General features: G+C 51.0%; 25 protein-coding genes. 8 read left to right on the top strand and 17 right to left on the bottom strand.

Annotation, left to right across the window (positions count from 1 at the left end; translation table 11 throughout):
• Positions 1–9: 9 nt before the first annotated feature.
• The 4 genes from DSM465_RS0108575 to DSM465_RS0108560 all read right to left on the bottom strand — a co-directional run bounded on the left by DSM465_RS0108575 (position 10) and on the right by DSM465_RS0108560 (position 5,968).
• Positions 10–1,152, bottom strand: coding sequence for an acyl-CoA dehydrogenase (locus tag DSM465_RS0108575; protein WP_008880729.1), 1,143 nt, complete (start codon positions 1,150–1,152; stop codon positions 10–12).
• A 48-nt stretch (positions 1,153–1,200) separates the two neighbouring features.
• Positions 1,201–2,052 (bottom strand): 3-hydroxybutyryl-CoA dehydrogenase, encoded by an 852-nt coding sequence (locus DSM465_RS0108570; RefSeq protein WP_011888415.1) that lies wholly within the window; start codon positions 2,050–2,052, stop codon positions 1,201–1,203.
• A 474-nt stretch (positions 2,053–2,526) separates the two neighbouring features.
• Positions 2,527–3,705 carry an acetyl-CoA C-acetyltransferase gene (locus DSM465_RS0108565; protein WP_029761114.1) on the bottom strand — a complete coding sequence of 393 codons (1,179 nt, stop codon included), beginning with the start codon at positions 3,703–3,705 and terminating at the stop codon, positions 2,527–2,529.
• A gap of 166 nt (positions 3,706–3,871) precedes the next feature.
• Positions 3,872–5,968 carry a (Fe-S)-binding protein gene (locus tag DSM465_RS0108560; protein ID WP_008880732.1) on the bottom strand — a complete coding sequence of 699 codons (2,097 nt, stop codon included), beginning with the start codon at positions 5,966–5,968 and terminating at the stop codon, positions 3,872–3,874.
• A gap of 370 nt (positions 5,969–6,338) precedes the next feature.
• Between DSM465_RS0108560 and cls the strand changes: the two genes are divergently transcribed.
• The gene (cls, locus tag DSM465_RS0108555; protein WP_029761112.1) at positions 6,339–7,529 is read left to right on the top strand and encodes a cardiolipin synthase; all 1,191 of its coding nucleotides are present in this window, start codon (positions 6,339–6,341) and stop codon (positions 7,527–7,529) included.
• A 154-nt stretch (positions 7,530–7,683) separates the two neighbouring features.
• Here cls and DSM465_RS18240 read toward each other — a convergent pair whose 3' ends face one another.
• From DSM465_RS18240 to speE, 6 genes are all read right to left on the bottom strand, one after another.
• Positions 7,684–7,851, bottom strand: a complete 168-nt coding sequence (locus DSM465_RS18240) for a XapX domain-containing protein (RefSeq protein ID WP_008880734.1) — start codon at positions 7,849–7,851, stop codon at positions 7,684–7,686.
• 72 nt (positions 7,852–7,923) lie between these two features.
• Positions 7,924–9,597: an arginine--tRNA ligase gene (argS, locus tag DSM465_RS0108545; RefSeq protein ID WP_008880735.1), complete on the bottom strand. Its 1,674-nt coding sequence runs from the start codon at positions 9,595–9,597 to the stop codon at positions 7,924–7,926.
• Between the two features lie 4 nt (positions 9,598–9,601).
• On the bottom strand, positions 9,602–10,033 hold the full coding sequence (locus DSM465_RS0108540) for a DUF1934 domain-containing protein (protein ID WP_008880736.1): 432 nt from the start codon (positions 10,031–10,033) through the stop codon (positions 9,602–9,604).
• Between the two features lie 120 nt (positions 10,034–10,153).
• Positions 10,154–10,531, bottom strand: coding sequence for a hypothetical protein (locus DSM465_RS0108535; RefSeq protein WP_029761111.1), 378 nt, complete (start codon positions 10,529–10,531; stop codon positions 10,154–10,156).
• A gap of 137 nt (positions 10,532–10,668) precedes the next feature.
• Entirely contained in the window at positions 10,669–11,544 is an 876-nt protein-coding gene (speB, locus tag DSM465_RS0108530; protein WP_008880738.1) for an agmatinase, read from the bottom strand.
• A 16-nt stretch (positions 11,545–11,560) separates the two neighbouring features.
• A complete protein-coding gene (speE, locus tag DSM465_RS0108525) occupies positions 11,561–12,388 on the bottom strand; it encodes a polyamine aminopropyltransferase (protein WP_029761110.1) in 828 nt (275 codons plus the stop codon).
• A 251-nt stretch (positions 12,389–12,639) separates the two neighbouring features.
• Between speE and DSM465_RS0108520 the strand changes: the two genes are divergently transcribed.
• A complete protein-coding gene (locus tag DSM465_RS0108520; protein ID WP_029761109.1) occupies positions 12,640–14,685 on the top strand; it encodes a transglycosylase domain-containing protein in 2,046 nt (681 codons plus the stop codon).
• Positions 14,686–14,813: 128 nt separating this feature from the next.
• On the opposite strand, the gene DSM465_RS0108515 is transcribed toward DSM465_RS0108520, so the two are convergent.
• Positions 14,814–15,329, bottom strand: coding sequence for a YwhD family protein (locus tag DSM465_RS0108515; RefSeq protein WP_008880741.1), 516 nt, complete (start codon positions 15,327–15,329; stop codon positions 14,814–14,816).
• A gap of 17 nt (positions 15,330–15,346) precedes the next feature.
• Positions 15,347–16,015, bottom strand: a complete 669-nt coding sequence (locus DSM465_RS0108510) for a site-2 protease family protein (protein ID WP_008880742.1) — start codon at positions 16,013–16,015, stop codon at positions 15,347–15,349.
• 131 nt (positions 16,016–16,146) lie between these two features.
• Here DSM465_RS0108510 and DSM465_RS0108505 point away from each other — a divergent pair, with 131 nt between their 5' ends.
• Both DSM465_RS0108505 and DSM465_RS0108500 read left to right on the top strand, forming a co-directional pair.
• Complete coding sequence (locus DSM465_RS0108505) at positions 16,147–16,335, top strand: 2-hydroxymuconate tautomerase (RefSeq protein ID WP_011888418.1); 189 nt, start codon at positions 16,147–16,149, stop codon at positions 16,333–16,335.
• A gap of 101 nt (positions 16,336–16,436) precedes the next feature.
• Positions 16,437–17,738 (top strand): NCS2 family permease, encoded by a 1,302-nt coding sequence (locus DSM465_RS0108500; protein WP_029761108.1) that lies wholly within the window; start codon positions 16,437–16,439, stop codon positions 17,736–17,738.
• Positions 17,739–17,792: 54 nt separating this feature from the next.
• Here the strand turns inward: DSM465_RS0108500 and DSM465_RS0108495 are convergent, their stop codons facing one another.
• The 3 genes from DSM465_RS0108495 to DSM465_RS0108485 all read right to left on the bottom strand — a co-directional run bounded on the left by DSM465_RS0108495 (position 17,793) and on the right by DSM465_RS0108485 (position 19,995).
• Positions 17,793–18,311 carry a YwgA family protein gene (locus DSM465_RS0108495; RefSeq protein WP_029761107.1) on the bottom strand — a complete coding sequence of 173 codons (519 nt, stop codon included), beginning with the start codon at positions 18,309–18,311 and terminating at the stop codon, positions 17,793–17,795.
• 13 nt (positions 18,312–18,324) lie between these two features.
• Positions 18,325–19,623 carry an HD domain-containing protein gene (locus tag DSM465_RS0108490; RefSeq protein WP_008880746.1) on the bottom strand — a complete coding sequence of 433 codons (1,299 nt, stop codon included), beginning with the start codon at positions 19,621–19,623 and terminating at the stop codon, positions 18,325–18,327.
• A gap of 144 nt (positions 19,624–19,767) precedes the next feature.
• A complete protein-coding gene (locus DSM465_RS0108485) occupies positions 19,768–19,995 on the bottom strand; it encodes a DUF1450 domain-containing protein (protein WP_008880747.1) in 228 nt (75 codons plus the stop codon).
• Between the two features lie 173 nt (positions 19,996–20,168).
• Between DSM465_RS0108485 and DSM465_RS0108480 the strand changes: the two genes are divergently transcribed.
• On the top strand, positions 20,169–20,822 hold the full coding sequence (locus DSM465_RS0108480; protein ID WP_029761105.1) for an RsfA family transcriptional regulator: 654 nt from the start codon (positions 20,169–20,171) through the stop codon (positions 20,820–20,822).
• Between the two features lie 109 nt (positions 20,823–20,931).
• On the opposite strand, the gene DSM465_RS0108475 is transcribed toward DSM465_RS0108480, so the two are convergent.
• Entirely contained in the window at positions 20,932–21,792 is an 861-nt protein-coding gene (locus DSM465_RS0108475) for a lipoate--protein ligase family protein (RefSeq protein ID WP_008880749.1), read from the bottom strand.
• Positions 21,793–22,106: 314 nt separating this feature from the next.
• Complete coding sequence (gene pta, locus DSM465_RS0108470) at positions 22,107–23,081, bottom strand: phosphate acetyltransferase (RefSeq protein WP_008880750.1); 975 nt, start codon at positions 23,079–23,081, stop codon at positions 22,107–22,109.
• A gap of 234 nt (positions 23,082–23,315) precedes the next feature.
• Here pta and hemQ point away from each other — a divergent pair, with 234 nt between their 5' ends.
• The 3 genes from hemQ to gerQ all read left to right on the top strand — a co-directional run bounded on the left by hemQ (position 23,316) and on the right by gerQ (position 25,381).
• Positions 23,316–24,062, top strand: coding sequence for a hydrogen peroxide-dependent heme synthase (gene hemQ, locus DSM465_RS0108465; protein ID WP_029761104.1), 747 nt, complete (start codon positions 23,316–23,318; stop codon positions 24,060–24,062).
• Positions 24,063–24,355: 293 nt separating this feature from the next.
• The gene (locus DSM465_RS0108460; protein ID WP_008880752.1) at positions 24,356–24,784 is read left to right on the top strand and encodes a cell wall hydrolase; all 429 of its coding nucleotides are present in this window, start codon (positions 24,356–24,358) and stop codon (positions 24,782–24,784) included.
• Positions 24,785–24,808: 24 nt separating this feature from the next.
• Positions 24,809–25,381, top strand: a complete 573-nt coding sequence (gene gerQ, locus DSM465_RS0108455) for a spore coat protein GerQ (RefSeq protein WP_008880753.1) — start codon at positions 24,809–24,811, stop codon at positions 25,379–25,381.
• Positions 25,382–25,483: the final 102 nt, after the last annotated feature.

The following is a 25,483-nucleotide window of genomic DNA, read 5'->3' as shown; positions in this document are numbered from 1 at the left end:
TTGTTTTGATTACTGTTTGGTCAGTTGCTTGCTAATGACAATCCGCTGGATTTCGCTCGTCCCTTCGTAAATTTGCGTAATTTTCGCATCGCGGAACAGCCGCTCGACCGGATAATCTTTCGTATAACCGTTGCCGCCAAAAATTTGCACGGCTTCGATGGCATTATCCATCGCCGTTTGCGAGGCAAACAGTTTGGCCATCGACGCTTCTTTGCCGCACGGCAAGCCTTGAGCGCGCAACCAAGCGGCGCGGTAGACGAGCCATTTCGCCGCTTCCGCCGCCGTTGCCATATCAGCAAGCTTAAAGGCCACGCCTTGCTGCTCGGCAATTGGTTTGCCAAACTGCACCCGTTCTTTGGCATAGGCCACAGCATGTTCGACCGCTGCTTCCGCAATGCCAAGCGCTTGGGCAGCGATGCCGATCCGGCCGACATCAAGGTTGGCCATAGCAATTTTAAATCCTTCCCCTTCTTGGCCGAGCAAGTTTTCCGCTGGCACCTCAGCGTCGTCAAACGTGATTGTCACCGTCCGCGATCCGTGCAACCCCATTTTCTTTTCATCTTTGCCGATCTCCATACCCGGCGTCCCTTTTTCAACGATAAACGCGGAAATGCCGCGGCTGCCGGTTTCCTCCGGATTCGTGCGGGCAAACACGATGTACGTGTCCGCTTCTCCACCGTTGGTGATGAAAATTTTTGAGCCGTTCAACACATACGTATCGCCGCGACGCACCGCTTTTGTCTTCAAGCTTTTCGCATCCGAGCCAGCACTCGGTTCGGTGAGGCAAAACGCCCCTAAATACTCACCGCGAGCGAGTTTCGTCACATATTTTTGTTTCTGTTCTTCCGTGCCGAAATACAAAATCGGGTTCGTGCCGACGGACGTGTGCACCGATAAAATGACACCGACCGTCGGGCTCACTTTCGAAATTTCATGGATAGCGATAATGTACGAAAGAAAGTCCATGCCTGCGCCGCCGTACTGTTCCGGAACAGTGATCCCCATTAAGCCGAGCTCGGCCATTTTAGCTAAAATCGGGCGCGGAAATTCTCCTTGCTCCATGCGCTCAACAAACGGAGCGATTTCCGCTGCTGCAAATTCGCGCACCATTTGCCGCATCATTTCTTGTTCTTCCGTAAACCGAAATTGCACGGGACATCCCCCTTTTTCATGTTGTTTGTCAATGTTGCCTCTATCTACTTACTCGTACGTGTAAAATCCGCGCCCCGTCTTGCGACCAAGCCAACCAGCCTTGACGTATTTGCGCAACAGCGGGCACGGGCGGTACTTGTCGTCGCCGAACCCTTCATGAAGCGTTTCCATAATGTATAAGCACGTGTCCAATCCGATAAAGTCAGCGAGCGTGAGCGGCCCCATCGGATGGTTCATGCCAAGTTTCATCACTTCATCGATCGCCTCTTTTGTTGCTACTCCTTCGTACAAAGCGTAAATCGCTTCGTTAATCATCGGCATGAGTACACGATTGGAAATAAAGCCTGGAAAGTCGTTTACTTCAACCGGTACTTTGCCAAGCGTCCGGGTGACCGCTTCGATCGTCTCGTATACCTCATCAGCCGTCGCCAACCCGCGGATAATTTCCACTAGCTTCATGACCGGCACCGGGTTCATAAAGTGCATGCCGATTACTTTGTCTGGCCGCTTTGTCGCCGCTGCGATTTCCGTAATCGGAAGTGACGACGTATTGGAAGCTAAGATCGTCTCCGGGCGGGCGATTTTGTCCAACTCGGCAAACAGCTTCGTTTTCACATCCATGTTTTCGACAACGGCTTCGATGACAAGGTCAGCGTCGGTGGCATCATGCAAGTCGGTGGAACGGGAAAGCCGCGACAGCGCCGCGTCCTTGTCCGCTGCCGCCATTTTCCCTTTTTCCACTTGGCGAGCGAGCAGTTTTTCAATGTTCGCGATTCCTTTATCCAATTGCGCTTCGCTAATGTCATATAAAAGTACGTCATAGCCGGCGACAGCACATACTTGAGCAATACCTGATCCCATTTGACCGGCACCGACGACCATGATTGTTTTTACGTCCATGTTCTTATCCCCCATCTATGTGTATTTCTGAAAAATGAACGTGCAGGATATCCGTTAGTTTTCCGGCGGCCGATGCCGCCGTTTCAACCTCGATAGGTATAGCAGCGACACGCTGCATCCCGCCCTATAGCCGCAACATGAGGTACACTGCCGCACCGTGCGCTCTTAGCATTGCTCCGAAAATATGACTCCGTTTCATGACTTCGTCACTGAACGACAAGGCAGCGGCAGGCGGCCTCACCTACCGTCTCGGTCTCCTCACCAAAGGACAGAGGGGCGACAGGTTGTACCCCGCGTCGCGGCCGCATCACGAAGACGAGATCGCAACAGGCCGCTTCCTGTGTCTTGACGACATCCGGCGACAAGTCGTACCCGTTCCTTAGCGACAGCATGATGTCACGCAGGGACAGACGGCGACACCGCCGTCCCCGTGCCGCCATACGAGACGCGAGCTTGTCGCGCTCCCAACACCCCTTATACTTCGACTAAGATGGCGTCACCTTGGCCGCCGCCACTGCAAATCGCGGCGATGCCGAGGCCGCCGCCACGACGTTTCAGCTCATGAATGAGTGTTAAGATGATGCGCGCGCCGCTGGCGCCGATCGGATGACCAAGGGCAACGGCGCCTCCGTTGACATTCACTTTTTCCGGGTCAAGACCGGCGATTTGAATGGCCGCCAATGCGACAGCGGCGAACGCTTCATTCACTTCGAACAAGGCGATGTCATCGACCGTTTTCCCCGTTTTGCGGAGCAGCTCATTAATAACAAGCCCCGGCGTTTTCGGGAAGTCTTTCGCCTCGACAGCGATGGCCGTGTGAGCGACAACGGTTGCAAGCGGTTCGAGCCCTTCGCGGGCGGCGCGCTCTTCGCTCATTAAGACGAGTGCCGCAGCGCCGTCGTTGACGCCCGGGGCATTGCCGGCTGTGATCGTGCCTTGCGGATCGAACACCGGCGGCAGTTTCGCCAGTTTTTCAAGCGATGTGTCTTTTCGCGGCGCCTCGTCATGTTCAACGACAAGAGGGGCGCCTTTACGTTGCGGGATTGTCACCGGAACGATTTCTTCAGCGAGGCGGCCCGCTTCGATGGCGGCGATGGCGCGAATATGGCTGCGGTATGCCCACTCGTCTTGCGCCTCTCGGGTGATGCCAAGCTCACGCGCCGAGTTTCCGCCGTAAACGCCCATATGAACGCCGGTAAAGCTGCATGTGAGGCCATCATATACCATCAAATCTTTTACCGTGCTGTCACCCATCCGCAGCCCCCAGCGCGCTTTCGGCAACACGTACGGTGCGTTGCTCATCGACTCCATCCCGCCGGCGACGACGACCTCGGCGTCACCTAAACGAATGAGCTGGTCAGCGAGTGTTACCGCACGCATGCCGGATGCGCACACTTTATTCACCGTCTCAGTGCGGACGTGCCACGGAATACCGGCATGGCGCATCGCCTGCCGCGACGGAAGCTGCCCCTGTCCACCTTGTAGAACAGTGCCCAAAATGACATGATCAACTTGTTCTGTGCTTACGTTGGCGCGGGCGAGCGCCTCTTTCACAGCAATGCCACCAAGTTCAGCTGCTGATAACGCTTGCAAAGCACCGCCTAATTTTCCAAACGGGGTGCGCGCCCCGTTAACAATCACCGTTTTCCCCATCATTTCTCTCCCCCTTTTTCATATAAGAAAGCGATTACAAATTACAGACTGAACGTTCGCTCGATGGCGAGGCGAAAGAGAAGGCGTACGACCGTACACCATCTCTTTCACAAATAGAATATTGTACTTACTATTTTAAAAAATAGAAATTGTCTGTGCAACCATTTTATGATGCGGCTTCTTCTTTTTCCTCACCAAACACTGATTTCGCCAATAGTTCAGCGACATCGTACGTCGAGACGCGGTCTTCTACCTCTTTCGCCTTCGTACCGTCCGACAACATTGTCAAGCAGTACGGACACCCGGAACTGATGACCGTCGGATTGACAGCAAGCGCCTGTTCCGTACGAGCGACGTTGATCCGGTTGCCGGTTGTCTCCTCCATCCACATGAGACCTCCGCCGGCGCCGCAGCACATGCCGCGTTCACGGTTGCGCTCCATTTCGACGAGTTCAACACCCGGGATGGCGCGCAAAATTTGCCGTGGCGCGTCATAGACGTCATTGTAGCGTCCTAAATAACACGAATCATGGAACGTAATGCGTTCATGGACCGGATATTTCGGTACAAGCCGTCCTTCTTCGATGAGCTTGGCAAGCAGCTCGGTATGGTGGTACACTTCGACCTCGAGTCCAAAGTCCGGGTATTCGTTTTTAAACGCATTGTAAGCGTGCGGGTCGATCGTGACGATTTTGTTGACGCCCGCTTTTTCGAACTCAGCGATGTTGTTACTTGCTAATTCTTGGAACAAAAACTCGTTTCCTAACCGACGCGGAGTATCGCCCGAGTTTTTCTCTTTGTTACCTAAAATCGCAAACTTGACACCTGCTTCGTTCAGCAGCTTAGCAAAGGCGAGGGCAATTTTTTGGCTGCGGCTGTCGTATGAACCCATCGAACCAACCCAGAACAAGTACTCGATCTCTTCCCCGGCCTTCTTCGCTTCTTTTACCGTTGGGACGTGGACATCGTCACGCAACTCGCGCCAGTTTTCCCGCTCTTTCCGGTTTAACCCCCACGGGTTGCCTTGACGCTCGATATTCGTCATCGCCCGCTGTGCGTCTGGATTCATCCGCCCTTCAGTCAAAACGAGGTAGCGGCGCAAGTCAATAATTTTATCGACGTGTTCGTTCATGACCGGGCATTGGTCTTCACAGTTGCGACACGTCGTACAAGCCCAAATTTCTTCTTCAGTGATGACGTCACCGATCAAGCTTGGCATTTCAATCGTCGCTGCCTGCTCCGATGCCGCAGCGAATGCGAGCTGATTGCCTTTCGTATTTTTGAAGGCGAACGTCGGCACCCACGGGGCACGCGATGTGACGACCGCTCCTTTTTCCGTCAAGTGGTCGCGCAGCTTCAAAATCAAATCCATCGGCGACAACATTTTCCCTGTGCCGGTCGCTGGACACATGCTCGTACAGCGGCCACACTCGACACAAGCATACAAGTCAATCAACTGCTTTTGCGTAAAATCCTCAATTTTGCCAACGCCAAATGACTCTTGGCTTTCGTCTTCAAAGTTGATCGGCGTAAGCTTCGGCCGCGTCAGCCGGCTGAAAAAGACGTTGATTGGTGCAGCGATCAAGTGAGCGTGCTTCGATTGCGGCACGTACACGAGGAACGTCAGCAAAATCAATAAATGCACCCACCAAGCGACAAAAAACAGTACCGCGGCCCCGGTTTCCCCGATCCACGAAAACGCACCGGCAATAAGCGAAGCAACCGGTTCGCTCCATGCAGCTTCTTCGCCGTGCCAAATCCGGCTCATCCCGTTGCCGAATAAAACGGACAACATGAGTCCACCGATAAAAATGAGAACAAGTCCGGCTTTGAAATCACGCTTTAAGCGGACGAGCTTTTCAATGTAACGACGGTAAAAGGCGGCAAGCACCGCGATTAAAATGAGCAAGGTGACAATTTCTTGGAAAAACGTAAACCCTGGATACAACGGCCCGAGCGGCAAGTGCGCCCCTGGCACAAGACCTTTAATGATAAAATCGATCGCGCCAAATTGGACGAGAATAAAGCCGTAGAAAAAGATGACATGGATCAAGCCGCTTTTTTTGTCTTTGAGCAACTTTTTCTGGCCGAAGACGTTGACCCAAATGCTTCGCAGCCGCTCATTGACTTTTTCGTCAAACTCGACTTTTTTGCCGAGTTTAATGTACATTGCCCGCGTTTTTACGACATACGCAAACAAATAGATAGCGTAAGCGGTTACAAACAAAAACGCGAGCAAATTCACCGTTAATAAAACGTTCATCTTCTCTCCCCTTCCCCCGCTTTTCCAGCGAATTTGTTGCCGCAACAAAGAAAATTTTCATAATTTCCATTTATGTTTATTTTACAAATGAATGAGCATTCAGTCAACAACTTTTTTATCATTTCTGTCAGGAAGGATTCTCCTTTCACACAAAAGTGAAGAAGAAGGTCCATATATTTGTTGGCAAGACGACCGCTCCTGCTCGTGCTTCGTTTAGCCGCCAAAAGGATATCAAACACTAGGTCTTCACAAGAATCGGTTAGGCGCCTGTTCGGCAAGGTGGGAAAGAATCGGCGGCTTCAGCTCTGCTATTTTTGTACGTTATAGGATACATTAATAAGTACTGAAGCGACGCACAGGAGGGGAAGGCATGGTCGTTATTGCTGTGATTGCCATCATATTCGTACTCATTTATCTCGATGACAAGCTTGGTCAGCTCGCCTTCCGGAACGGACGCAAAAAAGTCGTCTATCCAGAACGGAGAAGCGATATAGCGCTCTATGTCAATGGCAGGCATTTATTTGCCGACTATTTTGCCGAGCTGCACCGCGCTCGCGACCATATTCACATTCTGTTTTACATTATCAAAAGTGACGAAACGACCACGCCGTTTTTCCAAATTTTAAAAGAAAAAGCAGCCGAAGGTGTGAAAGTACGGGTGTTGGTCGACTGGGTGGGTAGCCTCGGGTTGCCGAAAGCGCTCATTCGTTCACTAAGGGCAAGCGGGGTGGAGTTCGCCTATACCCGCCCGCCGTGCTTTCCGTTTTTGATTTACCGCCTCAATCGCCGCAATCACCGAAAAATTACGGTCATCGATGGGCGGATCGGCTACATCGGCGGCTATAACATCGGCCGCGAGTATAATGGGAAAGACGCCAATTTCGGGGAATGGCGGGATTATCACCTAAAAATCAGCGGCGAAGGAGTATATGACTTGCAAGAACAGTTTTTGCATGATTGGGAAGAAGCGACAAGCAAGACGGTGGCGGACAAACACCGGTATTTCCCGGAGCTTCCCGCTGGCGCCATTCGCCATCAATTGGTCGCTACCGATGGCTCCGCCCTTGAGGAACAATATATCCATGCCATCCGCCATGCCAAAAAAGAAATTATGATCGGTACCCCATACTTTATCCCGAGCCGGCCGCTGTTTAACGAACTGATGCGTGCACTCAAGCGCGGGGTGCGCGTCACCGTGCTTGTGCCGCTGAAAGCGGATCATTTATTTGTGAGAGAAGCCGCCTATCCGTATTTTTATCGCATGCTGAAAGCCGGGGCGCGCGTTTACCGCTTTTACCAAGGGTTTTACCATGCTAAAACCATTGTGATCGACGAAGAATGGTGTGATGTCGGCACAGCGAATTTTGACCGACGTAGTTTGTTTTTAAATGGTGAAATCAACTGCTACGTGTTTGATCGCGCATTTACACGGCTTGTCAAACAGGTGATCGAACGCGATTTGACGCGCTCGGAGCCGCTGACGCTCGATTTTTGGCGGAACCGTTCGCTCCTTGACCGCGGCAAAGAGTCGATTTCCCAGCTCATTTCCGCTTGGCTATAGCACGTATGTTTTCGGCAGGGAGCAGATGGAAGAAACACCAAAGCAAAGGAAGAAACAAAAAATCGGCCGGCGCCCATGGCGACCTCATATCGCCAAAACTGCACCAGCCGGGGACGATTGAACCATTTTGATCAGCTTGCCATTAAGCCATCGTTCACTTCCATAACAACGACAGCCATTGAAACAGCCGCATGCCGAGATACACGCCAACGATGCCAGCAACGCCGGCCAACGCTGGGGGAGCGGGAATCGGCAAACGAAACAGCGTAAACAAAAAACCGACAACCATACCGGTGATAAGTGCGAGTACGACTTCTTTCACTTGTTGATCCTCCACCGTTGTTTTCCTTTAGCATGCCCAAACAAAAGAGGGAGCAATCGCTCCCTCATTCGTTTACATTTGTTCCGGCGCTGAGACGCCGATTAACGCTAGAGCGTTTTGCAGCGTGATTTGCACCGCCTTGACAAGCGCGAGACGAGCTTTCGTTTTTTCGATCTGGTCTAGGTCAAGCACTTTTTCCGCATTGTAAAAGCTGTGGAGCGCCGACGCCAAATCAAACGCATAGGCGGTGACGCGATGTGGCATCCGTTTCAAGGCCGCCTCAGCGACAACGTCCGGGAAGTCGCCAAGCGCTTTGAGCAGCTCGATTTCTTTTTCTGTTTCCACGAGATGATGAAGATCGACGTCGCCTTCATACGACAGTTGATGCTCTTTTGCTTGACGGAGAATGCTTGAGACGCGGGCATGTGCATATTGGACATAGTAGACCGGGTTTTCATTCGACTGGGCAACAGCCAAGTCCATATCAAAATCGAGATGCGTATCGCCCGAACGCATAGCGAAGAAGTAGCGGACAGCATCGACGCCGACTTCTTCCATCAGCTCGCGCATCGTCACCGCTTTGCCAGTACGTTTGCTCATTTTGACGCGCTCGCCGTTTTGGTATAAGTTCACCATTTGGATAATTTCGACCTCGAGCGCTTCTGGATCGTAGCCGAGCGCAGCGATCGCCGCTTTCATGCGCGGGATGTAGCCATGATGATCCGCTCCCCAGACGTTGATTAGCTTCGTGAACCCACGCCGCAGCTTATCTTGATGGTAAGCGATGTCCGGAAGCAAATACGTATACGTTCCGTCTTGCTTGATTAACACACGGTCTTTGTCATCGCCAAACGCCGTCGAACGAAACCATGTGGCTCCGTCCTGTTCGTAAATGTAACCGCGCTCACGCAGCGTTGAGAGCGCCTCATCGATTTTGCCGCTCTCATAAAGCGATGTTTCCGAATACCAAACGTCAAATGGAACGCGGAAGGCAGCCAAATCGTTTTTAATTTTGTCGAGCTCATAACGGAGGCCGTATTCGCGGAAAAAGGCGAGTCGTTCTTCTTCGTCCACATGGACGAACCGATCGCCATATTCATCGGCGAGCTTTTTGCCGATTTCCACGATGTCGTCACCGTAATAGCCGTCCTCCGGCAGCGGCATATCGGTACCGAGCGCTTGGAAATAGCGGGCTTCGACTGATTTCGCCAAGTTATAAATTTGTTTGCCGGCATCATTAATGTAATATTCACGCGTCACATCGAATCCGGCTTTCGCCAAAATATTGCTAAGTGAATCGCCAACCGCCGCACCGCGAGCATGACCTAAATGCAAGTTGCCGGTCGGGTTAGCCGAGACGAACTCGACTTGCACTTTTTCCCCTTTGCCGACATTCGACTCGCCATACGCTTGGCCCGCTTGCAAAATCGCCGGCACAACCGCTGTCAAATAGCGATTGTCCATGTAAAAGTTAATAAACCCTGGGCCGGCTACCTCGATGCGCGCCACCGAAACACGCTCGGCGTCAAACTTTTCAACGATGGCTTCGGCGATTGCCCGCGGTGGCTTTTTCGCGATGCGGGCGAGCTGCATGGCGATATTCGTCGAATAATCGCCATGAGCCTTTTCGCGCGGCACCTCAAGCAATACTTCTGGCAGCTCCTCAGCCGCCACCAGCCCGGCTTTTCCCACCGCCTGGCGAATTTCCTCTTTCAGCTGTTCTTTCATTTGTCCGACAATGTTCATCGGCTTATACCCCCTTAAATGTTAACGTCAACGTACGGCGCCCGCTCCGCTCATGCTCTAGCATCAGTTCATACGAGAGAAAGAGCTGTCCTTGTTTCCGTCTCTCGTCATACCGGAACTCGATCACATCCGTTTTGGTCGCTAGCGACCACCGCCCGAACATCGTTTTGTAATGGCCCGGCATTTCTTGCTGACATCGGAACGTTTGCCGCATCTCAACCGCCCCGGAGCGAAGAACGGTCACCTCATCAGGTGCGATTTTCACCACGTTGTTCACCCGCCCGAGTTCGTTTTCCTCGGCAAACCGCAAATACATCGTTTCTCCTTTTATGTAATAGATGCCGTCCAATTCAAGCGCGATCGTCTCTTCGTGCGCACCGTCGCGGATAACAGCCACTTGACGGAGCCGCACCGGAATGCCGTTTGTTTCGTTCATGTTTTACGAACACACCTTTGCGAACACAGTCATAACAATAAGTATAAAGAACTGTTCCGCCTGATTCAAGGGGTCGAGAAAAAGAGAAGGCCCAAAGCAAACGCTTTGAGCCTGGTTCTCTCAGGTTGACGATGAGACGCGAACATTTTGCAGCACAGCAATAGCGAAGGAAATGACACCAAGGGTGACAAGTACTCCGCCAATGGCTGTTGCTAGCACGAACGCTTCATAGCCGTACACGACAAAAATCACACCGACCATCATGAGCGGCAAGCCAATATTGTGCAGCCAAAAATGGAGTTTCGCCCATTTTGTCGCTGCTGCCTGCGGGAATAAATGGTAGATAATGCCCGCGAGCGTCAAAGCTGTCCAACCTAGCAAGTTGATATGGGCGTGAACTGGTGTGAGCACAAACGAATGGGTCATCGACATGCCAAGCCCAATACAGACGCCGATGACGAAGTACACAACGGAAATTTTGATCAGTTTGACGCCCACTTCTGTCTCCTCCCCCTTTGAATGATAAATACATTGCATATTATTCTATAAGGTATGTATATATTCCCGCAACCTTTCTCCTACTACATAAAAAAAGCGCCCTCTCGCGTTCGCGATTTAGGCGCTTTTCCCTATGTTCACTTTGCCACCCAGCCAAGCAACATTTCGCGAACAAGCTTGCTCGCTGTGTTCGCGGTCTGTTCCGAATGGTCGTAAACCGGCGCGACTTCGACCAGATCGGCACCAACGACGCGGACATCGGAACGGGCGATTTCATGGATCGCCGCTAACAACTCTTTCGACGTAATGCCGCCGGCGTCGACCGTCCCCGTACCAGGGGCATGAGCCGGGTCAAGCACATCGATGTCAATCGTCACATACACTGGACGACCAGCGAGCTTTGGCAGCACGGAGCGAAGCGGCTCAAGTACGTCAAACTTGGCGATGTACATGCCGTTTTGTTTCGCCCATTCGAACTCTTCTTTCATGCCGGAACGGATGCCGAATGAAAAGACGTTTGTCGGGCCGATGAGATCGGCAACTTTGCGAATCGGCGTCGCATGCGACAACGGCTCACCTTCATAATGTTCGCGCAAGTCGGTATGGGCATCCATATGAATGACGGCCAAGTCCGGATAATATTCGTGCACCGCTTTAATGACCGGCCAAGAGACGAGATGTTCGCCGCCAAGGCCTAGCGGAAACTTACCGGCGTCCAGCACTTTTTTCACAAACTGTTCAATCAGCTCCAAGCTGCGAGCAGCGTTGCCGAACGGCAGCGGAATATCACCGGCGTCAAAATAACGAATGTCACCGAGCTCCCGATCTAAATACGGGCTATATTCTTCAAGCCCAATCGACACTTCACGGATGCGGGCCGGGCCGAATCGCGAACCGGGCCGGTAGCTAACCGTCCAATCCATCGGCATCCCGTAAATGACTGCCTCGCTTTCTTCAAAGTTCGGGTGGCTACCAATAAACACGTTGCCAGAATAGGCCTCATCAAACCGCATCAATTTGCCCCTCCCCTTATTTCACCAAGTCCGCGACAAATTTCGGTAATACGAAGCATGCTTTATGCAGTTCTTTTGTGTAATATTTTGTATCGATGTCGTGGAACCGGTCATCGCTTACCGCGAGCGGATCGTATTTTTTCGAGCCGAGCGTAAACGTCCACAGCCCGCTTGGGTAGGTTGGAATGTTCGCCATATATAGGCGCGTGACCGGGAAAATTTCCTTCACATCGCGGTAAACATTGCGAATCAGATCCGCTTTAAACCAAGGGTTGTCCGTTTGGGCGACGAAAATACCGTCTTCTTTCAACGCTTTCGCAATGCCGGCGTAAAACCCTTTTGTAAACAAGTTCACCGCCGGTCCGACCGGTTCGGTCGAGTCAACCATAATGACGTCATACTCGTTTTCACTTTGGGCGATATGCATAAACCCGTCATCGACTTTCACTTCGACGCGCGGATCGTCAAGTTGGCCAGCGATTTCCGGCAAATACTTTTTCGAGCACTCGATCACTTTGCCGTCAATTTCGACAAGCGTCGCTTTTTTGACGCTCGGGTGTTTCAACACTTCGCGGATTACGCCGCCGTCGCCACCGCCAACGACAAGCACGTTTTCCGGATTTGGATGGGTAAACAACGGCACATGAGCAACCATCTCATGGTAGACAAATTCATCTTTTTGCGTCGTCATCACCATGCCGTCTAAAATGAGCATATTACCGAACTCTGCCGTTTCGACCATATCAAGTTTTTGAAACGGCGTTTGTTCTGTATGTAAAGTGCGGATAATACGTGCAGTGATGCCAAAATGTTCTGTCTGCTTTTCAGTAAACCATAGTTCCATGTCGGTAACATCCTTTCTCCGAGCGTTGCTTACTATCAAAGTTTCCCTCACCAACGAAAAACTAAACATGAAAAAGTATAGAGCAATCTAGCAAAAATGCAAGGGGAACAAGTTTAAAATAAAAAAATTTTTTTCATACTAGTAAGAAAGCAGAAATCGCCTAACTGAGATATGGGGACGGAGGCAACATAAGGCGATTTTGGGGCAGTCATCCGTCCTAATTACCGCTAAAACCATTGGGGGGATGCGCAATGGAACCGATCCCGGGCAGTCGTTTTCGCGGCACGTGGAAATATGTGCGCGCCGCCGTCTTTATTGGCTGTTTTCTCACAATCTTTGCTTTCGCTGCCCTCGGGAGTTTTATTTTGTTTGCGAAAATCGGAGGCGCCCCACCGGTCGCTGTACCGCAAACGACGGTTTTTTATGCAGATGATGGCAGCAAAATCGGGGAAAGCAATTATGGACAGAAGCGCTACTGGGTTCGTCTTGATGACATTTCCCCGCACGTCATTGAAGCGACGATCGCCGTCGAAGACCGAAAGTTTTACGAACACCATGGATTTGATTTGAAACGAATTGCCGGCGCCGTCGTCGCCAATGTGCAGGCGATGGCCAAAGTCGAAGGGGCAAGCACGATCACCCAGCAATATGCGCGCAACTTATTTTTGACGCACGAGAAAACATGGTCGCGAAAAATTCAAGAGGCGCTCTATACAATCCGACTTGAAGCCAACTACAGCAAAGAACAAATTTTGGAAGGCTATTTAAACACGATTTACTATGGACATGGGGTTTACGGTATCGAGGCAGCGGCGCGCTATTATTTCGGCAAGCACGCCGATGAGCTGACGATCAGCGAAGCAGCGATGCTAGCCGGCATCCCAAAAGGACCGCACTATTATTCGCCGCTCATCAACGAAGAGCGGGCGAAAACGCGGCAAAAAATCGTCCTCCTCTCGATGGTGGAAGCGGGCTACATCAGACGCCAGGAGGCAGAACAGGCGTACCGCGACAAGCTCGTCTACGTGCAGCACCACGAGAAAGAGCGGCCTGTCGCTCCATATTTCCAAGACGTCGTCAAACAGCAGCTGCGCACGAAACTCGGCCTTGACGAGCGCACGATCGAGCTCGGTGGACTGCGCGTCTACACGACGCTCGACCGGCGCATGCAGCAAATCGCCGAAGAGCAACTTGAACAGGTGATCCGTCCCTCTTCCGCCATCCAAGCAGCGTTATTGGCCATGGATCCGCGCACCGGGGAAGTAAAAGCGCTCATCGGCGGACGCGACTACAACGAAAGCCCATTCAATCGCGCCGTACAGGCGGAACGCCAGCCAGGCTCGACGTTCAAACCATTTTTGTACTACGCGGCCATCGAACATGGATTCACCCCGTCGACCCCATTGCGCAGCGAACTGACGACGTTTACGTTTGACGACGGCCGGGCGACGTATACGCCTCATAACTACAATGATTACTACGCAAACGGCCCGATTACGCTCGCCCAAGCGCTTGCCGTATCGGACAACGTCTTTGCGGTAAAAACACTGAAGTTTATCGGCGCCGACAAACTGATCGAAACGGCGAAAACGCTCGGCATTACAAGCAAATTAAAAGCCGTGCCATCGCTAGCCCTCGGCACATCGCCAGTGAAAATGATCGATATGGTCGCGGCGTACAGCACGATCGCCAACTACGGCAAAAAAACGGAGCCGGTGTTTATTAAAAAAGTCATCGATGCGAACGGAAACGTGTTATACGAGCATCAGCCGTCAACCCAACAAGTGATCGACCGCGATGCCGCGTTTGTGACGGCGCATTTAATGACCGGGATGTTCGACCCGAAGTTGAACGGCTATACGACCGTCACTGGACAATCAATCATCGATGAAATAACGCGTCCTTATGCCGGAAAATCCGGAACGACGAAAACGGACAGCTGGATGATTGGCTTTACCCCGCAGTTGGTTGCTGGCGTCTGGATCGGTTACGACCGTAGGGAAACGATCAGCCGTTTTGATGAAAAACAGTATGCGAAGCAAATATGGGTCCGCTTTATGGAACAAAGTCTCGCTGACAAGCCGAAAAAATCGTTTAAACCGACAAAAGGTGTCATCGGCGTCTACATCGATCCGCAAAACGGAAAGCTGGCCACCGATGCTTGTCCGGTGAAACGAAAAACGTATTATCTCATTGGCACAGAACCGACCGACTATTGCACGGATCATTTGGAGAAGAAAACGAAGAAAAAAGAGGACGAAAAAAGCTGGTTTGAGAAATGGTTCCCATGGTTTTAAAGAAAACCCCCCGCACATATGTGCGGGGGATTTTCTTGTCCTAGTTTTCCTGTGTTATACATGTAGGTTTAGTTTATCCCTTTTTCTAGGCAATAACAAGTCCTTCCGCTAACATGTTCACAAAACCGTCACAATTCGCCTTCGAGCCCTTTTTTCAGCTCATCACTCGAACGGTTCCACATGTCGATGTCATGCCCTTTCAAAAAGTCAGCGAGCACTTGCTTCGATTTGTCGTCCATATGGTCGACGATGATGTGCCGCTTTAGTGATTTATCCAAACGGTTGACATGCTCGGGCAACAACTTATAGCCGCGGCGCGCCTCACGGTCGACCGTCATTTCACACGCCGTTACCCCAGCATAATACGGGCCGTCCTCGCCACGCTCAACCGTTACCCAAACGATCCAGTACGGCTTGCCGTTCGGCACGGCGGAACGGTCGGGCAAAAATTTAATGCCCCGCTCGACAGCGCTGCGTGCGTGCATCGCTCCCATATCAACGAATGCTTCACCCGCTTCGACATCAATGATGACGGGCGAGACGTTTTCCAAGCTGATCGCCCCGGCACCAAAACCGCGATGTCCATCGGTCGGATCGTCTTTAATAATGTTAAAGCCGATATTTTTCTTCTTTTTTTGCTCCATTCGCTTCTTCCTCCTTCCTACATAAACAAGTTGGCAGCAAACGCCTGCAAATGTTCAAGCACGAACGGCAACGCCACTTGAAACACCGGCTCAATCGTGTACCGATCAAGCGGTGTCAGCACGAGAATGAGAAAAATGAGCGCCCCGTAGTTTTCCCATTGCGTCATTTTCGCTCGCAGCCCATCCGGAGCGATGTCTTCAATGATACGATACCCATCAAGCGGCGGAAACGGCAATAAATTAAACACAAACAAGACGGTGTTCAAGCCGATAAAAATTTGGAAAAACATATCAAACCCGGCCGCAAACCAATTAGGCAGCGCCCTCATAATGCCGAAATCGATCATCGCATACCAAACGATAAACCCAAGTCCAGCAAGCAAAAGGTTGCTTAGCGGCCCGGCGACCGACACGAGAATGCCAGCTAGACGCGGGTTTTTAAAATGGAAACGGTTGACCGGCACCGGCCGCGCCCAGCCGAAACCGGCTAAGAAAATAAGCAGCGTGCCAAATAAATCCAAATGAGCAAACGGCGATAATGTCAACCGACCTTGATTTTTGGCGGTCGGATCGCCGAACTTGTAGGCGACGTACGCATGGGCAAACTCATGCACGGAAAACGCTAGCGCCAGCGTTAACAATACGTACGGAATTTCACTTAATGAATACGGCAAAATACGTTCCACTTGATTAACTCCTTTTCCCCTGTATTCACTATCCTTAGTATACATGATTTACCGCTAAAAGTGGATTGAACTTTACTGTTCCATGGTATAATAAGCGCGACAGCACTCGACAATGAAATGGGGGAATCACGATGCCGTATGTAACGATCAAAATGCTCGCCGGCCGCACAGACGAGCAAAAGAAAGCGCTCGTTGAAAAAGTGACTGACGCAGTTGTGGAAACAACAGGGGCGAAAAAAGAGAACGTCGTCGTTTTCATTGAAGAAATGACGAAAGATCATTACGCCGTCGCCGGAAAACGGCTGAGCGACGCGGAGTAAAGGAGAGACGGGGGCGCTTAGGGCGCTCCCGTTGCTTTTTGAAGAAAAAACGAATATTATTATATTTGTTTGTAATATTGTTCGTTTTTAGGAGGTTGCCAATGATTCGTTTTCCGAACAACACTACCGATCGCAAAACGGAATTTTTCGCTGGTTTGACGACGTTTTTAACGATGGTATACATCATTGTGGTCAATCCGGTTATCTTGTCGGACGCCGGTGTCCCGTTTGAACAGGCGTTCACTGCGACCGTCATCGCCACCGTGGTTGGCACGCTTTGGATGGCCATTTTTGCCAACTATCCGATCGCTATCGCTCCCGGCATGGGACTCAACGCCTATTTCGCCTATTCGGTCGTCGGTTCACACGGCAACATTTCGTACGAAACCGCGTTTTCCGCTGTGTTTGTCGCGGGGTTACTGTTTTTGCTGCTGTCACTCACCCCATTGCGCAGCAAGCTAATCGAAGTGATCCCTGACAGCTTAAAACATGGCATCACCGCCGGCATTGGCCTGTTTATCGCCTTTATCGGCTTGCGGCTAACTGGGATCATCCAATCCCACCCACAAAACTTAGTAGCGCTCGGCGACTTGCATGCTCCATCAGCTATGTTGACGCTGATTGGCCTCGCCGTAACGCTCGTTCTTATGATACGTCGCGTCAACGGCGCGCTCTTTTACGGCATGATTATCACCGGGGTGATTGCCTACGCGACCGGTCAATTGAAATTTGACGAAGGAATCATGTCGTTGCCGTCGTTGCCGGATGGGGTTGTCGTTGCCAATCCGTTTGCGGCCGTTGATGACGTCATCAGCCATCATTTGTATGCCGTCGTCTTTTCCTTTTTGCTTGTCACGCTGTTTGACACGACTGGCACAATGATCGGCGTCGCCCAACAAGCAGGACTGATGAAAGGGAACACGCTGCCGCGCGCCCGCGAAGCGCTCTTAGCTGACTCAGTCGCGACTACGGTCGGAGCCATGTTTGGGACAAGCCCAACATCAGCGTACATCGAGTCGTCCACCGGTGTCGCTGCCGGCGGACGGACCGGATGGACAGCGCTCACTGTCGCCGTACTGTTTATCATCGCCGCCTTTTTCAGCCCGCTAGTGGGCGCGGTCGCTGGGTTATCCGCCATCACTGCTCCGGCGCTCATTATCGTCGGCAGCTTGATGATCAGCAACATCGCCCATATTTCATGGCATGAACTCGACGAGGCGTTCCCGGCATTTCTCATCATCTTAAGCATGCCGCTCACTTCCAGCATCGCGACCGGCATCGCGCTCGGCTTCATTTCGTACCCGCTCTTAAAAATTGCCCGCGGCCGCTGGCGCGACGTGCCTCCGCTGTTGTATGTGCTTGCCGTGCTGTTCTTTTTGCAGCTGGCGTTTTTGCCACACTGATGGGAGGTCACACGACCATTGGCCACATCGGTTTTCAACCGTAAAAAAGCCCGCTTATACGCGGGCTTTTTTATTGCATTGGCTGCGGAGCATCTCAATATATTCGTACGCTTCCTCAATTTCCTCATCCGTATAGCGCTGTTTGCTTTTTAACAGAGCGATTTTTTCTTTCACTTCGTCTTTTGGTAAATGTTCAAAATAGAGCACCGTGGCGACAAGCTCCAAAAAGCGCGCGTTTTGTTCATTCATCACTTGCATGCATTCGTCAAGGCCCGGCATGCCCCAGTCGTAATGGCGCAAAAACTGCTCACCCGCTTCGGTGAGCGTATAGCGATATTGCACATAGCCGCTTTTTTTCTCTTTTGTCTCATGCAAAAAACCGAGCGCGCATAACTCCTCGACACGGCATGTCAATTCTTCAGAATACGGGCCGTAAAAATGGAAGTCGAACTTCTCGTAAAACGGAAAGTCGAGCTTTTTTGCGATGTAAATCATTTTTTGCAGCTTTTTACGACCGGTAATTTCCCCGGCGGCCGCCAATGCCTTCATCACTTTCGCATGCTCCGTGAGCACTCTCCGTCATCTCCTAACCCTTTAAAATTTCCATAATCTTTTTCTTCACTGTCCGCTTCGTTGATAAGTCATAGAGAAAGTCAGCCGGAAAATATAACTTATGGTCGGTGCGCCGCTTGCCGGAAATGGCGTCGACCAACACCGATTCGCGCGACAGCTCGCGCAATTCCCCATTTGGCATCAACAAATAAATCGGCAGGCGCTCGCCTTCCTCACCCGGCCGGTAAAAATCGTACGGCAAGTCGGACGATGAGTCGACGACTAAATAATAGTCCGGGTCGATGCCTGCTTTTTTAAATAAGTTAGTCAGCTCGATCAGCTTTGTCATCTGCTCGTTCGTTGGATGAAATTCGGTATATTTAAACAGACGTCGGTGGACAAATCGTTGACATAAATCGCTTAAAATCGGGTCCCGTTCGTGCTGCCATTGCTGGAAGTAAAACAATATGACCGCCTCATCGAGCGCCAAGTAATCGTCAAGCGTTACGTTCCCCTCAAAAAACGACAAAAAATGAACGGGTTTCGTTTGAAACGAGTAGCCGTCTTCGTACAGCTTTTTCGCCCGATGCAAAATTTTTGTCAAAATGACTTCAGCGCTGCGTGTCACCGGATGGAAATACACTTGCCAATACATTTGATAGCGGCTCATAATGTAATCCTCAACCGCGTGCATGCCGCTCCGCTTAATGACGACTTGGTCTTCACGCGGGCGCATAACACGCAAAATGCGCTCCATGTCAAAATAGCCGTAGCTGACGCCGGTGTAGTATGCGTCGCGCAATAAATAGTCCATCCGATCGGCGTCAATTTGACTCGAAATCAAGCTGACAACGAGTTTATTTGGATATGTTTTGGCGATCACTTCGGCTACCTTTTGCGGAAAATCGCTATCGATGGCACGTAAGGCAGCGTTCACTTCCGTATCGCCTACAATAATAGCTCGAGTGAAATCTTCATGGTCTAAATGAAACACTTTTTCAAACGAATGGGAAAACGGGCCGTGCCCTAAATCGTGCAAGAGCGCCGCACATAGACAAAGGAGGCGTTCGCTATGATCCCAATGCTCGCGGCCGACAAAGACGTCATCAAGAATGCGGCGGATGATTTCATAAACGCCGAGCGAGTGGTTGAATCGGCTATGTTCGGCGCCGTGAAACGTCAAATAGGTCGTGCCGAGCTGTTTAATGCGGCGCAGGCGCTGAAACTCTTTTGTGCCGATTAAATCCCAAATCACCTTGTCACGAACGTGTATGTATCGATGCACCGGATCTTTAAACACTTTTTCTTCATGAAGCTGCCCGCCGGGATACATAGTGCCCTCCTCTTCCGTTTCCAACATACATCTATTATACGCCGTTTCGAGATGCAAAGAAATAGTTGACTTTTTTCTCCGTCTATCTCCATTATTGACGGAAAAAACAAAAAATCACCTTCTTTCGGCAAAGAAGGTGATCAATTAGCGGCTTTTCAGTCTTTCGGCAATTTTATCGATCAGTTCGTCTTCCGTCAGCGCCGCTACTGGGCGATTATTGACGAAGGCGAACGTTTTTTTCCGCCCCGGACCGCAATATGACTGGCAACCGATTTTAATGACCGCATCCGGATCGAGCTTTTTCAGGCGCGGAAGCAACGTCTTTAAGTTCGGTGCCTTGCAGTCGTCGCAAACGCGAAACTCATTTGCCATCACTTGTCATCCCTTTCCACAGCGTTTGCTTTGTGTATTCTACCGCTTTCGCAGGAAAATTGCAAGCGGGCGGCTTTCATTCTTGCAATTTGCCAATCCTGTAAACTTGCAACGTATAAATTTGTTTCTTTTTGCCCATCCTTTTACTAGAAACGAAAAAGGAGTGGGGAATGATGAAGCAACGACAAGATGCTTGGACGGAAGAAGACGATTTGTTGTTAGCGGAAACCGTGCTTCGCCATGTACGCGAAGGAAGCACCCAGCTGAACGCATTTGAAGAAGTTGGTGACAAATTAAACCGGACGTCGGCCGCCTGCGGGTTCCGTTGGAACGCGGTCGTCCGCCATCGGTATGAAGAAGCACTCCAGCTAGCGAAAAAGCAACGAAAAGAACGACAGCGTCTGCTTGCCAAACAAGGCGGTGCTAGAAAGCGCCGTCTGTATGAACCACCGATGCCGTCATTAGAGGAGCTCGGCGACATCATGCAGTTGCCGGCCGTCATTCCAGCACCGCAGCCTCAATCAGTCACACTTGATCAAGTAATCGCCTTTTTGAAAACGTTCCAATCGCACGAACAGAAACGGGAAACACTGATCAAAGAAAATGAACGGCTGCGCCGCGAAATTGAAGAATTAAAGCAAAAAAATAAGGAACTAGAGGAACAGGTTGCGAAATTAGAAGAAAACTCGTCGACTGTCCAAGAAGATTTTGAGACACTTGTCAAAATCATTAATCGAGCACGCAAAATGGTGTTAAAAGAGGAAGAGGAGCGAGGTCTGACCTTCCGCATGGACCCCAATGGAAACTTAGAGAAAATCGCCGAGTAACGAAACAGGATGCCGATGGAGAACTGCGGCATCCTTTTCTTTCGTCGGAAAACGGCGATCTTCTCGATAGCTGGCAAGTCGGCCTCATTCATCCGAAGCAAAATGAATGTTACCGTTTGATGCCTTCACTCGGTTCTGTGATGGATACGTTGGCGTTCCGTTCGACGATGCGTGCCCAATATTGTTCATACCATTCCCATTCCTCACCATCGAGGGCGGACGAATACAAAGCACCGCCAAACGATTGAAGCGTGCGCCAAAGGGCAACCAACAGCTCGTCAACCGACAACTCGCGGCCGATGAGTTCAGAAAGTGATGCCATCACTCCTGGGACGACATCAGGATAGGTAAATTTCGTTTCTTTCCCTTGCCGACCGAGCTCGTAAAAGCAGCGGATGAGCTCAGCTCGTTCAGCTCCGCTGCCGGTGACGCAAAGATAAATTTGTACCGCGACTCCACCGCGCACGCGCCGCTGTGAAATGCCAGCGAATTTTTTCCCGCCGATGCTTAAGTCATAGCTGCCTGGGCAGTACGAGCCAACAACTTCTCCCGCTTCGATGTTGGCGCCGTAGGGGGCAAGCATGGCTGCAATGAGCGCGTACATCGCTTCATATCCCTGTTCGATGGCAATCATGTGTTTTTTCGTTTCTGGAAAAATAAGTGATATGTTCAGCACCCCGCTGTCAAGAACGACAGCCAATCCACCGGAATTACGCACGACGACACGGTACCCTCGCTGGCGCAAAAACGCAACGGCCTCATCAATATACGGAAGTTTTGTATCCGCGGCGCCTAAAACGACGGTATTCTCATGCACCCATGTGCGGACGACGGCATCAGACCGCCCGGTACCGACCGCGGTGCATAGCGTATCATCAGTCGCAAACGACTGTTTTGCGTCAAATAACGAGCCGAAATGCGATTGATCAATCACTCGCCATTTTCGTTGCTGCAACAATTCGTTCATCATTAGCTGCTAGCTCCTTATTCTTCATCCGTTTTTTGATTATGATTATAACATAACCAAAGCGGATGCCTCTTATCTCGTCCCCGTTCACTGCGGCATAACGAAAAATGATGGAGTAAAAATGACTGGGAATGGAACGCACAATGCGAGAAAACGTGGAGAATACTTCACCGCCGAACATCGAAAAAAGGTGCCCCGCGTTGTCGGGACACCTTTTTGGCTTGCTTTTCTCGCATGCGTGAAACCGTGCGCTCCAATAACCACTGTTTTTAAAGGGCTGGACGCACCGATGCATAGCTGTTCACGAAAGCATCGTCCTATAATGATTGAGCTGCCGTAATCAAGGCGAGCTTATAGGCATCTTCTGCGCTGCAGCCGCGTGATAAGTCGTTTACTGGCTTGTTCAGCCCTTGCAAAATCGGGCCGACCGCTTCAAAGCCGCCGAGGCGTTGGGCGATTTTGTAGCCGATGTTGCCTGCCTCGAGGCTCGGGAAAATAAAGACGTTTGCATCGCCTTGAATGACCGAATCCGGCGCTTTCTTTTTCGCTACTTCTGGCACGAACGCCGCGTCAAATTGAAACTCGCCGTCAAGGACGAGGTCAGGAGCCATTTCCTTCGCCAATCGCACAGCCTCTGCGACTTTTTCCGTTTCCGGCGACGAAGCCGAGCCTTTCGTCGAAAAGCTAAGCATGGCCACGCGCGGATGGAGGCCGAACATAGCAGCCGTCCGGGCGCTCTCGATCGCAATTTCGGCCAAGTCTTGGCTGTCAGGGGCAATGTTGATGGCGCAGTCGGCAAACACATACTTCTCCTCGCCGCGCACCATAATGAAAACGCCGGACGTTTTGCGGACTCCCGGTTTCGTCTTAATAATTTGCAAAGCCGGGCGCACCGTATCGGCTGTCGAGTGAGCCGCCCCGCTTACGAGACCGTCCGCTGCACCTGTATAGACAAGCATCGTGCCGAAATAGTTTTCATCCAACAACAGTTTGCGTGCTGCTTCTTCCGTCACTTTCCCTTTACGGCGCTCAACGAAAGCGGAAACGAGCTGATCAAACTCCGCATAGTCGCGCGGATTGATGATGTCCACTCCGTCAAAAGGTAAGCCAAGCTCCGCTGCTCTCGCTTTGATCGCTTGTTCATCGCCAAGAACGATCGGCAGAAGCACTTGTTCCGCCGCCAATCGGCTTGCCGCCGTCAAAATGCGGTCATCCGTTCCTTCCGGAAATACAATTTTCCGTCCGGTGCCAACCACTTTCTCCTTTAATGCTGTAAATAAATCGTTTGCCACGATTCATGCCTCCTTTATGATCGGTTGACGTTTTCCCTGCGGGACACACCAACCTTCCTCTACCATTAAGCATACCTCTTTATATGCGAAACGCAATCATAGTAAGCCCTTCCAACAAATAATTCACCTTTTGGCACAATTCAGTCTACTTTTGCCCTGTGCACCGATGTCCGCTTTTTTGGGCAAACTATGGTATAGTAATACTGTACTATTGACCGATAAGGAGTGACGATGATGAGTGAAGCGGCCCAAACGTTAGACGGTTGGTATTGTTTGCATGATTTCCGTACGATCGACTGGAACGCGTGGAAAATGTTGCCGAACGAAGAACGTCAAGCAGCGATTGACGAGTTTTTGGCGCTCGTCGACAAATGGGAAACGACCGAAAGCGAACAGCAAGGCAGCCATGCGATTTACACGATCGTCGGGCAGAAAGCGGACATTTTGTTTATGATTTTGCGCCCGACGCTCGATGAGCTTCATGAGATTGAAACGGCGCTCAATAAAACGAAACTTGCCGAGTATTTGCTGCCGGCGTATTCGTACGTCTCGGTCGTCGAATTGAGCAACTATCTAGCGTCCGGCAACGAAGATCCGTATCAAATTCCGGAAGTGCGCCGCCGCTTGTACCCGATTTTGCCGAAAACGAACTACATTTGCTTCTACCCGATGGATAAGCGGCGCCAAGGCGATGACAACTGGTACATGTTGTCGATGGAACAGCGGCGCGAGCTCATGCGCGCTCACGGCATGACCGGTCGAAAATACGCCGGCAAAGTGACGCAAATCATTACCGGCTCTGTCGGTTTGGACGATTTTGAATGGGGTGTCACCTTGTTTTCCGATGATGCCCTCCAGTTCAAAAAACTTGTTTATGAAATGCGCTTCGATGAAGTGAGCGCTCGCTTTGGCGAGTTTGGTTCGTTTTTCGTCGGCAACCGCCTAGCGGCTGAAAACGTACCGACCTTCTTCCATATTTAACAGCAATGAGGGTGTCTCAAAAGCATGAGACACCTTTTTATTACCACATCCAACGGATTCTTCGCTCTATATCTTGTACACACAACGAAGGATCGACGGCTTTTTCCGTCAGTCCCTGCCTTGCTTCCCCGCTGTTTTGGACAACCATATGGTTTTCTGTCATATGAGGCTTGGTTTCCCCATACATATAAAATCAGAAATTCCCTTTGGAAACAGTCTGTCCGTCTGTCACCATTTTCTTTCTCCATCAATAGCCTATTACTGTCGAAATTGATAACGACCGAGGTGACGATATGGCTGTTGTAGCCCATACAGAAGAAGACGTGAAGCTGTTAGCCCGGCTGATGCGGGCCGAAGCGGAAGGAGACGGGCGGCTTGGGATGCTGATGGTCGGCAATGTCGGCATTAACCGCGTTATTGCCGATTGTCTCGATTTCCGCGGTCTCCGTTCAATCCGGCAAATGGTATTTCAGAGCCCAGGCGGTTTTGAAGCGGTACAAAAGGGATATTTTTACCAACGGGCACGCGAAGTAGATATCGGCTTGGCCCGTCAAGTCATCCGCGGTTGGCGCTACCATCCGGCGACAAATTCACTTTGGTTTTTTAGACCACCTGAAGGCCAATCGTGCCCGCCACAATGGTTTAACCAATGGAACTCCGGCCGCTACAAATCGCACTGCTTTTTTGCACCGAGCCAATCCGACTGCCCACGTGTTTATTAACATTTTTATAGAGGAGGTTTTTTTATGTCTAACCATACAGAAAACAACTTCTATCCGCTTGACGAGGAGCAACAACCGTTTTATTATGCGCCGTTCGATCAAGAACGGCAACAACCGTATGCATCCTATCCTTACGGTTACCCGTACTCACAGCCGTATTATCCTACAACGTATCCGTATTATTATCCACAAGCGGCCGCTCCAACGATGATGCCGATGACTACTGCACCAACGTCAATGCCGACACCGACAACCGCCGCCGCCCCTGCCACCGCAGGCCCCTCGATTCCGGGGATGTTGCCGATTGAAGAGTCGTACATTGAAAACATTTTGCGGCTAAACAGAGGAAAAACCGCCACGGTTTATGCGACGTTCGAAAACAACCGCGAATGGAATGCGAAAGTGTTCCGCGGCGTCATTGAGGCGGCTGGGCGTGACCATGTCATTTTAAGCGACCAGCAAACGGGCACGCGCTATTTAATTCCGATGATTTATGTCGACTACGTCACGTTTGAAGGAGAAATCGCCTACGAATATCCATTCGCGGGAAGTACAGCCGCGACCACAACGCCGCTTGCTACGTATTCTCCACGCTAAATTGAAAAACAGTCTTTTGACAAGAAGGTTGCTAAAGGCAACCTTCTTTATTTTGGCTGACGTGATGGCCATCACAAGTTGTCGCCACCTAGCTGTATATAA

The sequence above is a fragment of the Geobacillus thermodenitrificans subsp. thermodenitrificans DSM 465 genome, assembly GCF_000496575.1.
GTDB classification, from domain to species: domain Bacteria; phylum Bacillota; class Bacilli; order Bacillales; family Anoxybacillaceae; genus Geobacillus; species Geobacillus thermodenitrificans.
Note: the sequence above shows the minus strand (reverse complement) of the source record. Positions and strands in the feature narration are given on the sequence as shown.

Excerpts from the sequence above, each read along its gene's own strand:
- DSM465_RS0108560 (WP_008880732.1), bottom strand. The coding sequence starts at position 5,968 with ATGAACGTTTTATTAACGGTGAATTTGCTCGCGTTTTTGTTTGTAACC.
- hemQ (WP_029761104.1), top strand. The coding sequence starts at position 23,316 with ATGAGTGAAGCGGCCCAAACGTTAGACGGTTGGTATTGTTTGCATGAT.
- gerQ (WP_008880753.1), top strand. The coding sequence starts at position 24,809 with ATGTCTAACCATACAGAAAACAACTTCTATCCGCTTGACGAGGAGCAA.
- DSM465_RS0108475 (WP_008880749.1), bottom strand. The coding sequence starts at position 21,792 with ATGATGAACGAATTGTTGCAGCAACGAAAATGGCGAGTGATTGATCAA.
- DSM465_RS0108515 (WP_008880741.1), bottom strand. The coding sequence starts at position 15,329 with ATGGAGCAAAAAAAGAAGAAAAATATCGGCTTTAACATTATTAAAGAC.
- DSM465_RS0108490 (WP_008880746.1), bottom strand. The coding sequence starts at position 19,623 with ATGTATCCCGGCGGGCAGCTTCATGAAGAAAAAGTGTTTAAAGATCCG.
- cls (WP_029761112.1), top strand. The coding sequence starts at position 6,339 with ATGGTCGTTATTGCTGTGATTGCCATCATATTCGTACTCATTTATCTC.
- speB (WP_008880738.1), bottom strand. The coding sequence starts at position 11,544 with ATGCGGTTTGATGAGGCCTATTCTGGCAACGTGTTTATTGGTAGCCAC.
- DSM465_RS0108500 (WP_029761108.1), top strand. The coding sequence starts at position 16,437 with ATGATTCGTTTTCCGAACAACACTACCGATCGCAAAACGGAATTTTTC.
- argS (WP_008880735.1), bottom strand. The coding sequence starts at position 9,597 with ATGAACATTGTCGGACAAATGAAAGAACAGCTGAAAGAGGAAATTCGC.
- DSM465_RS0108505 (WP_011888418.1), top strand. The coding sequence starts at position 16,147 with ATGCCGTATGTAACGATCAAAATGCTCGCCGGCCGCACAGACGAGCAA.
- DSM465_RS0108485 (WP_008880747.1), bottom strand. The coding sequence starts at position 19,995 with ATGGCAAATGAGTTTCGCGTTTGCGACGACTGCAAGGCACCGAACTTA.
- DSM465_RS0108570 (WP_011888415.1), bottom strand. The coding sequence starts at position 2,052 with ATGGACGTAAAAACAATCATGGTCGTCGGTGCCGGTCAAATGGGATCA.
- DSM465_RS0108540 (WP_008880736.1), bottom strand. The coding sequence starts at position 10,033 with ATGAACGAAACAAACGGCATTCCGGTGCGGCTCCGTCAAGTGGCTGTT.
- DSM465_RS0108520 (WP_029761109.1), top strand. The coding sequence starts at position 12,640 with ATGGAACCGATCCCGGGCAGTCGTTTTCGCGGCACGTGGAAATATGTG.
- DSM465_RS0108565 (WP_029761114.1), bottom strand. The coding sequence starts at position 3,705 with ATGGGGAAAACGGTGATTGTTAACGGGGCGCGCACCCCGTTTGGAAAA.
- DSM465_RS0108460 (WP_008880752.1), top strand. The coding sequence starts at position 24,356 with ATGGCTGTTGTAGCCCATACAGAAGAAGACGTGAAGCTGTTAGCCCGG.
- speE (WP_029761110.1), bottom strand. The coding sequence starts at position 12,388 with ATGGAACTATGGTTTACTGAAAAGCAGACAGAACATTTTGGCATCACT.
- DSM465_RS0108480 (WP_029761105.1), top strand. The coding sequence starts at position 20,169 with ATGAAGCAACGACAAGATGCTTGGACGGAAGAAGACGATTTGTTGTTA.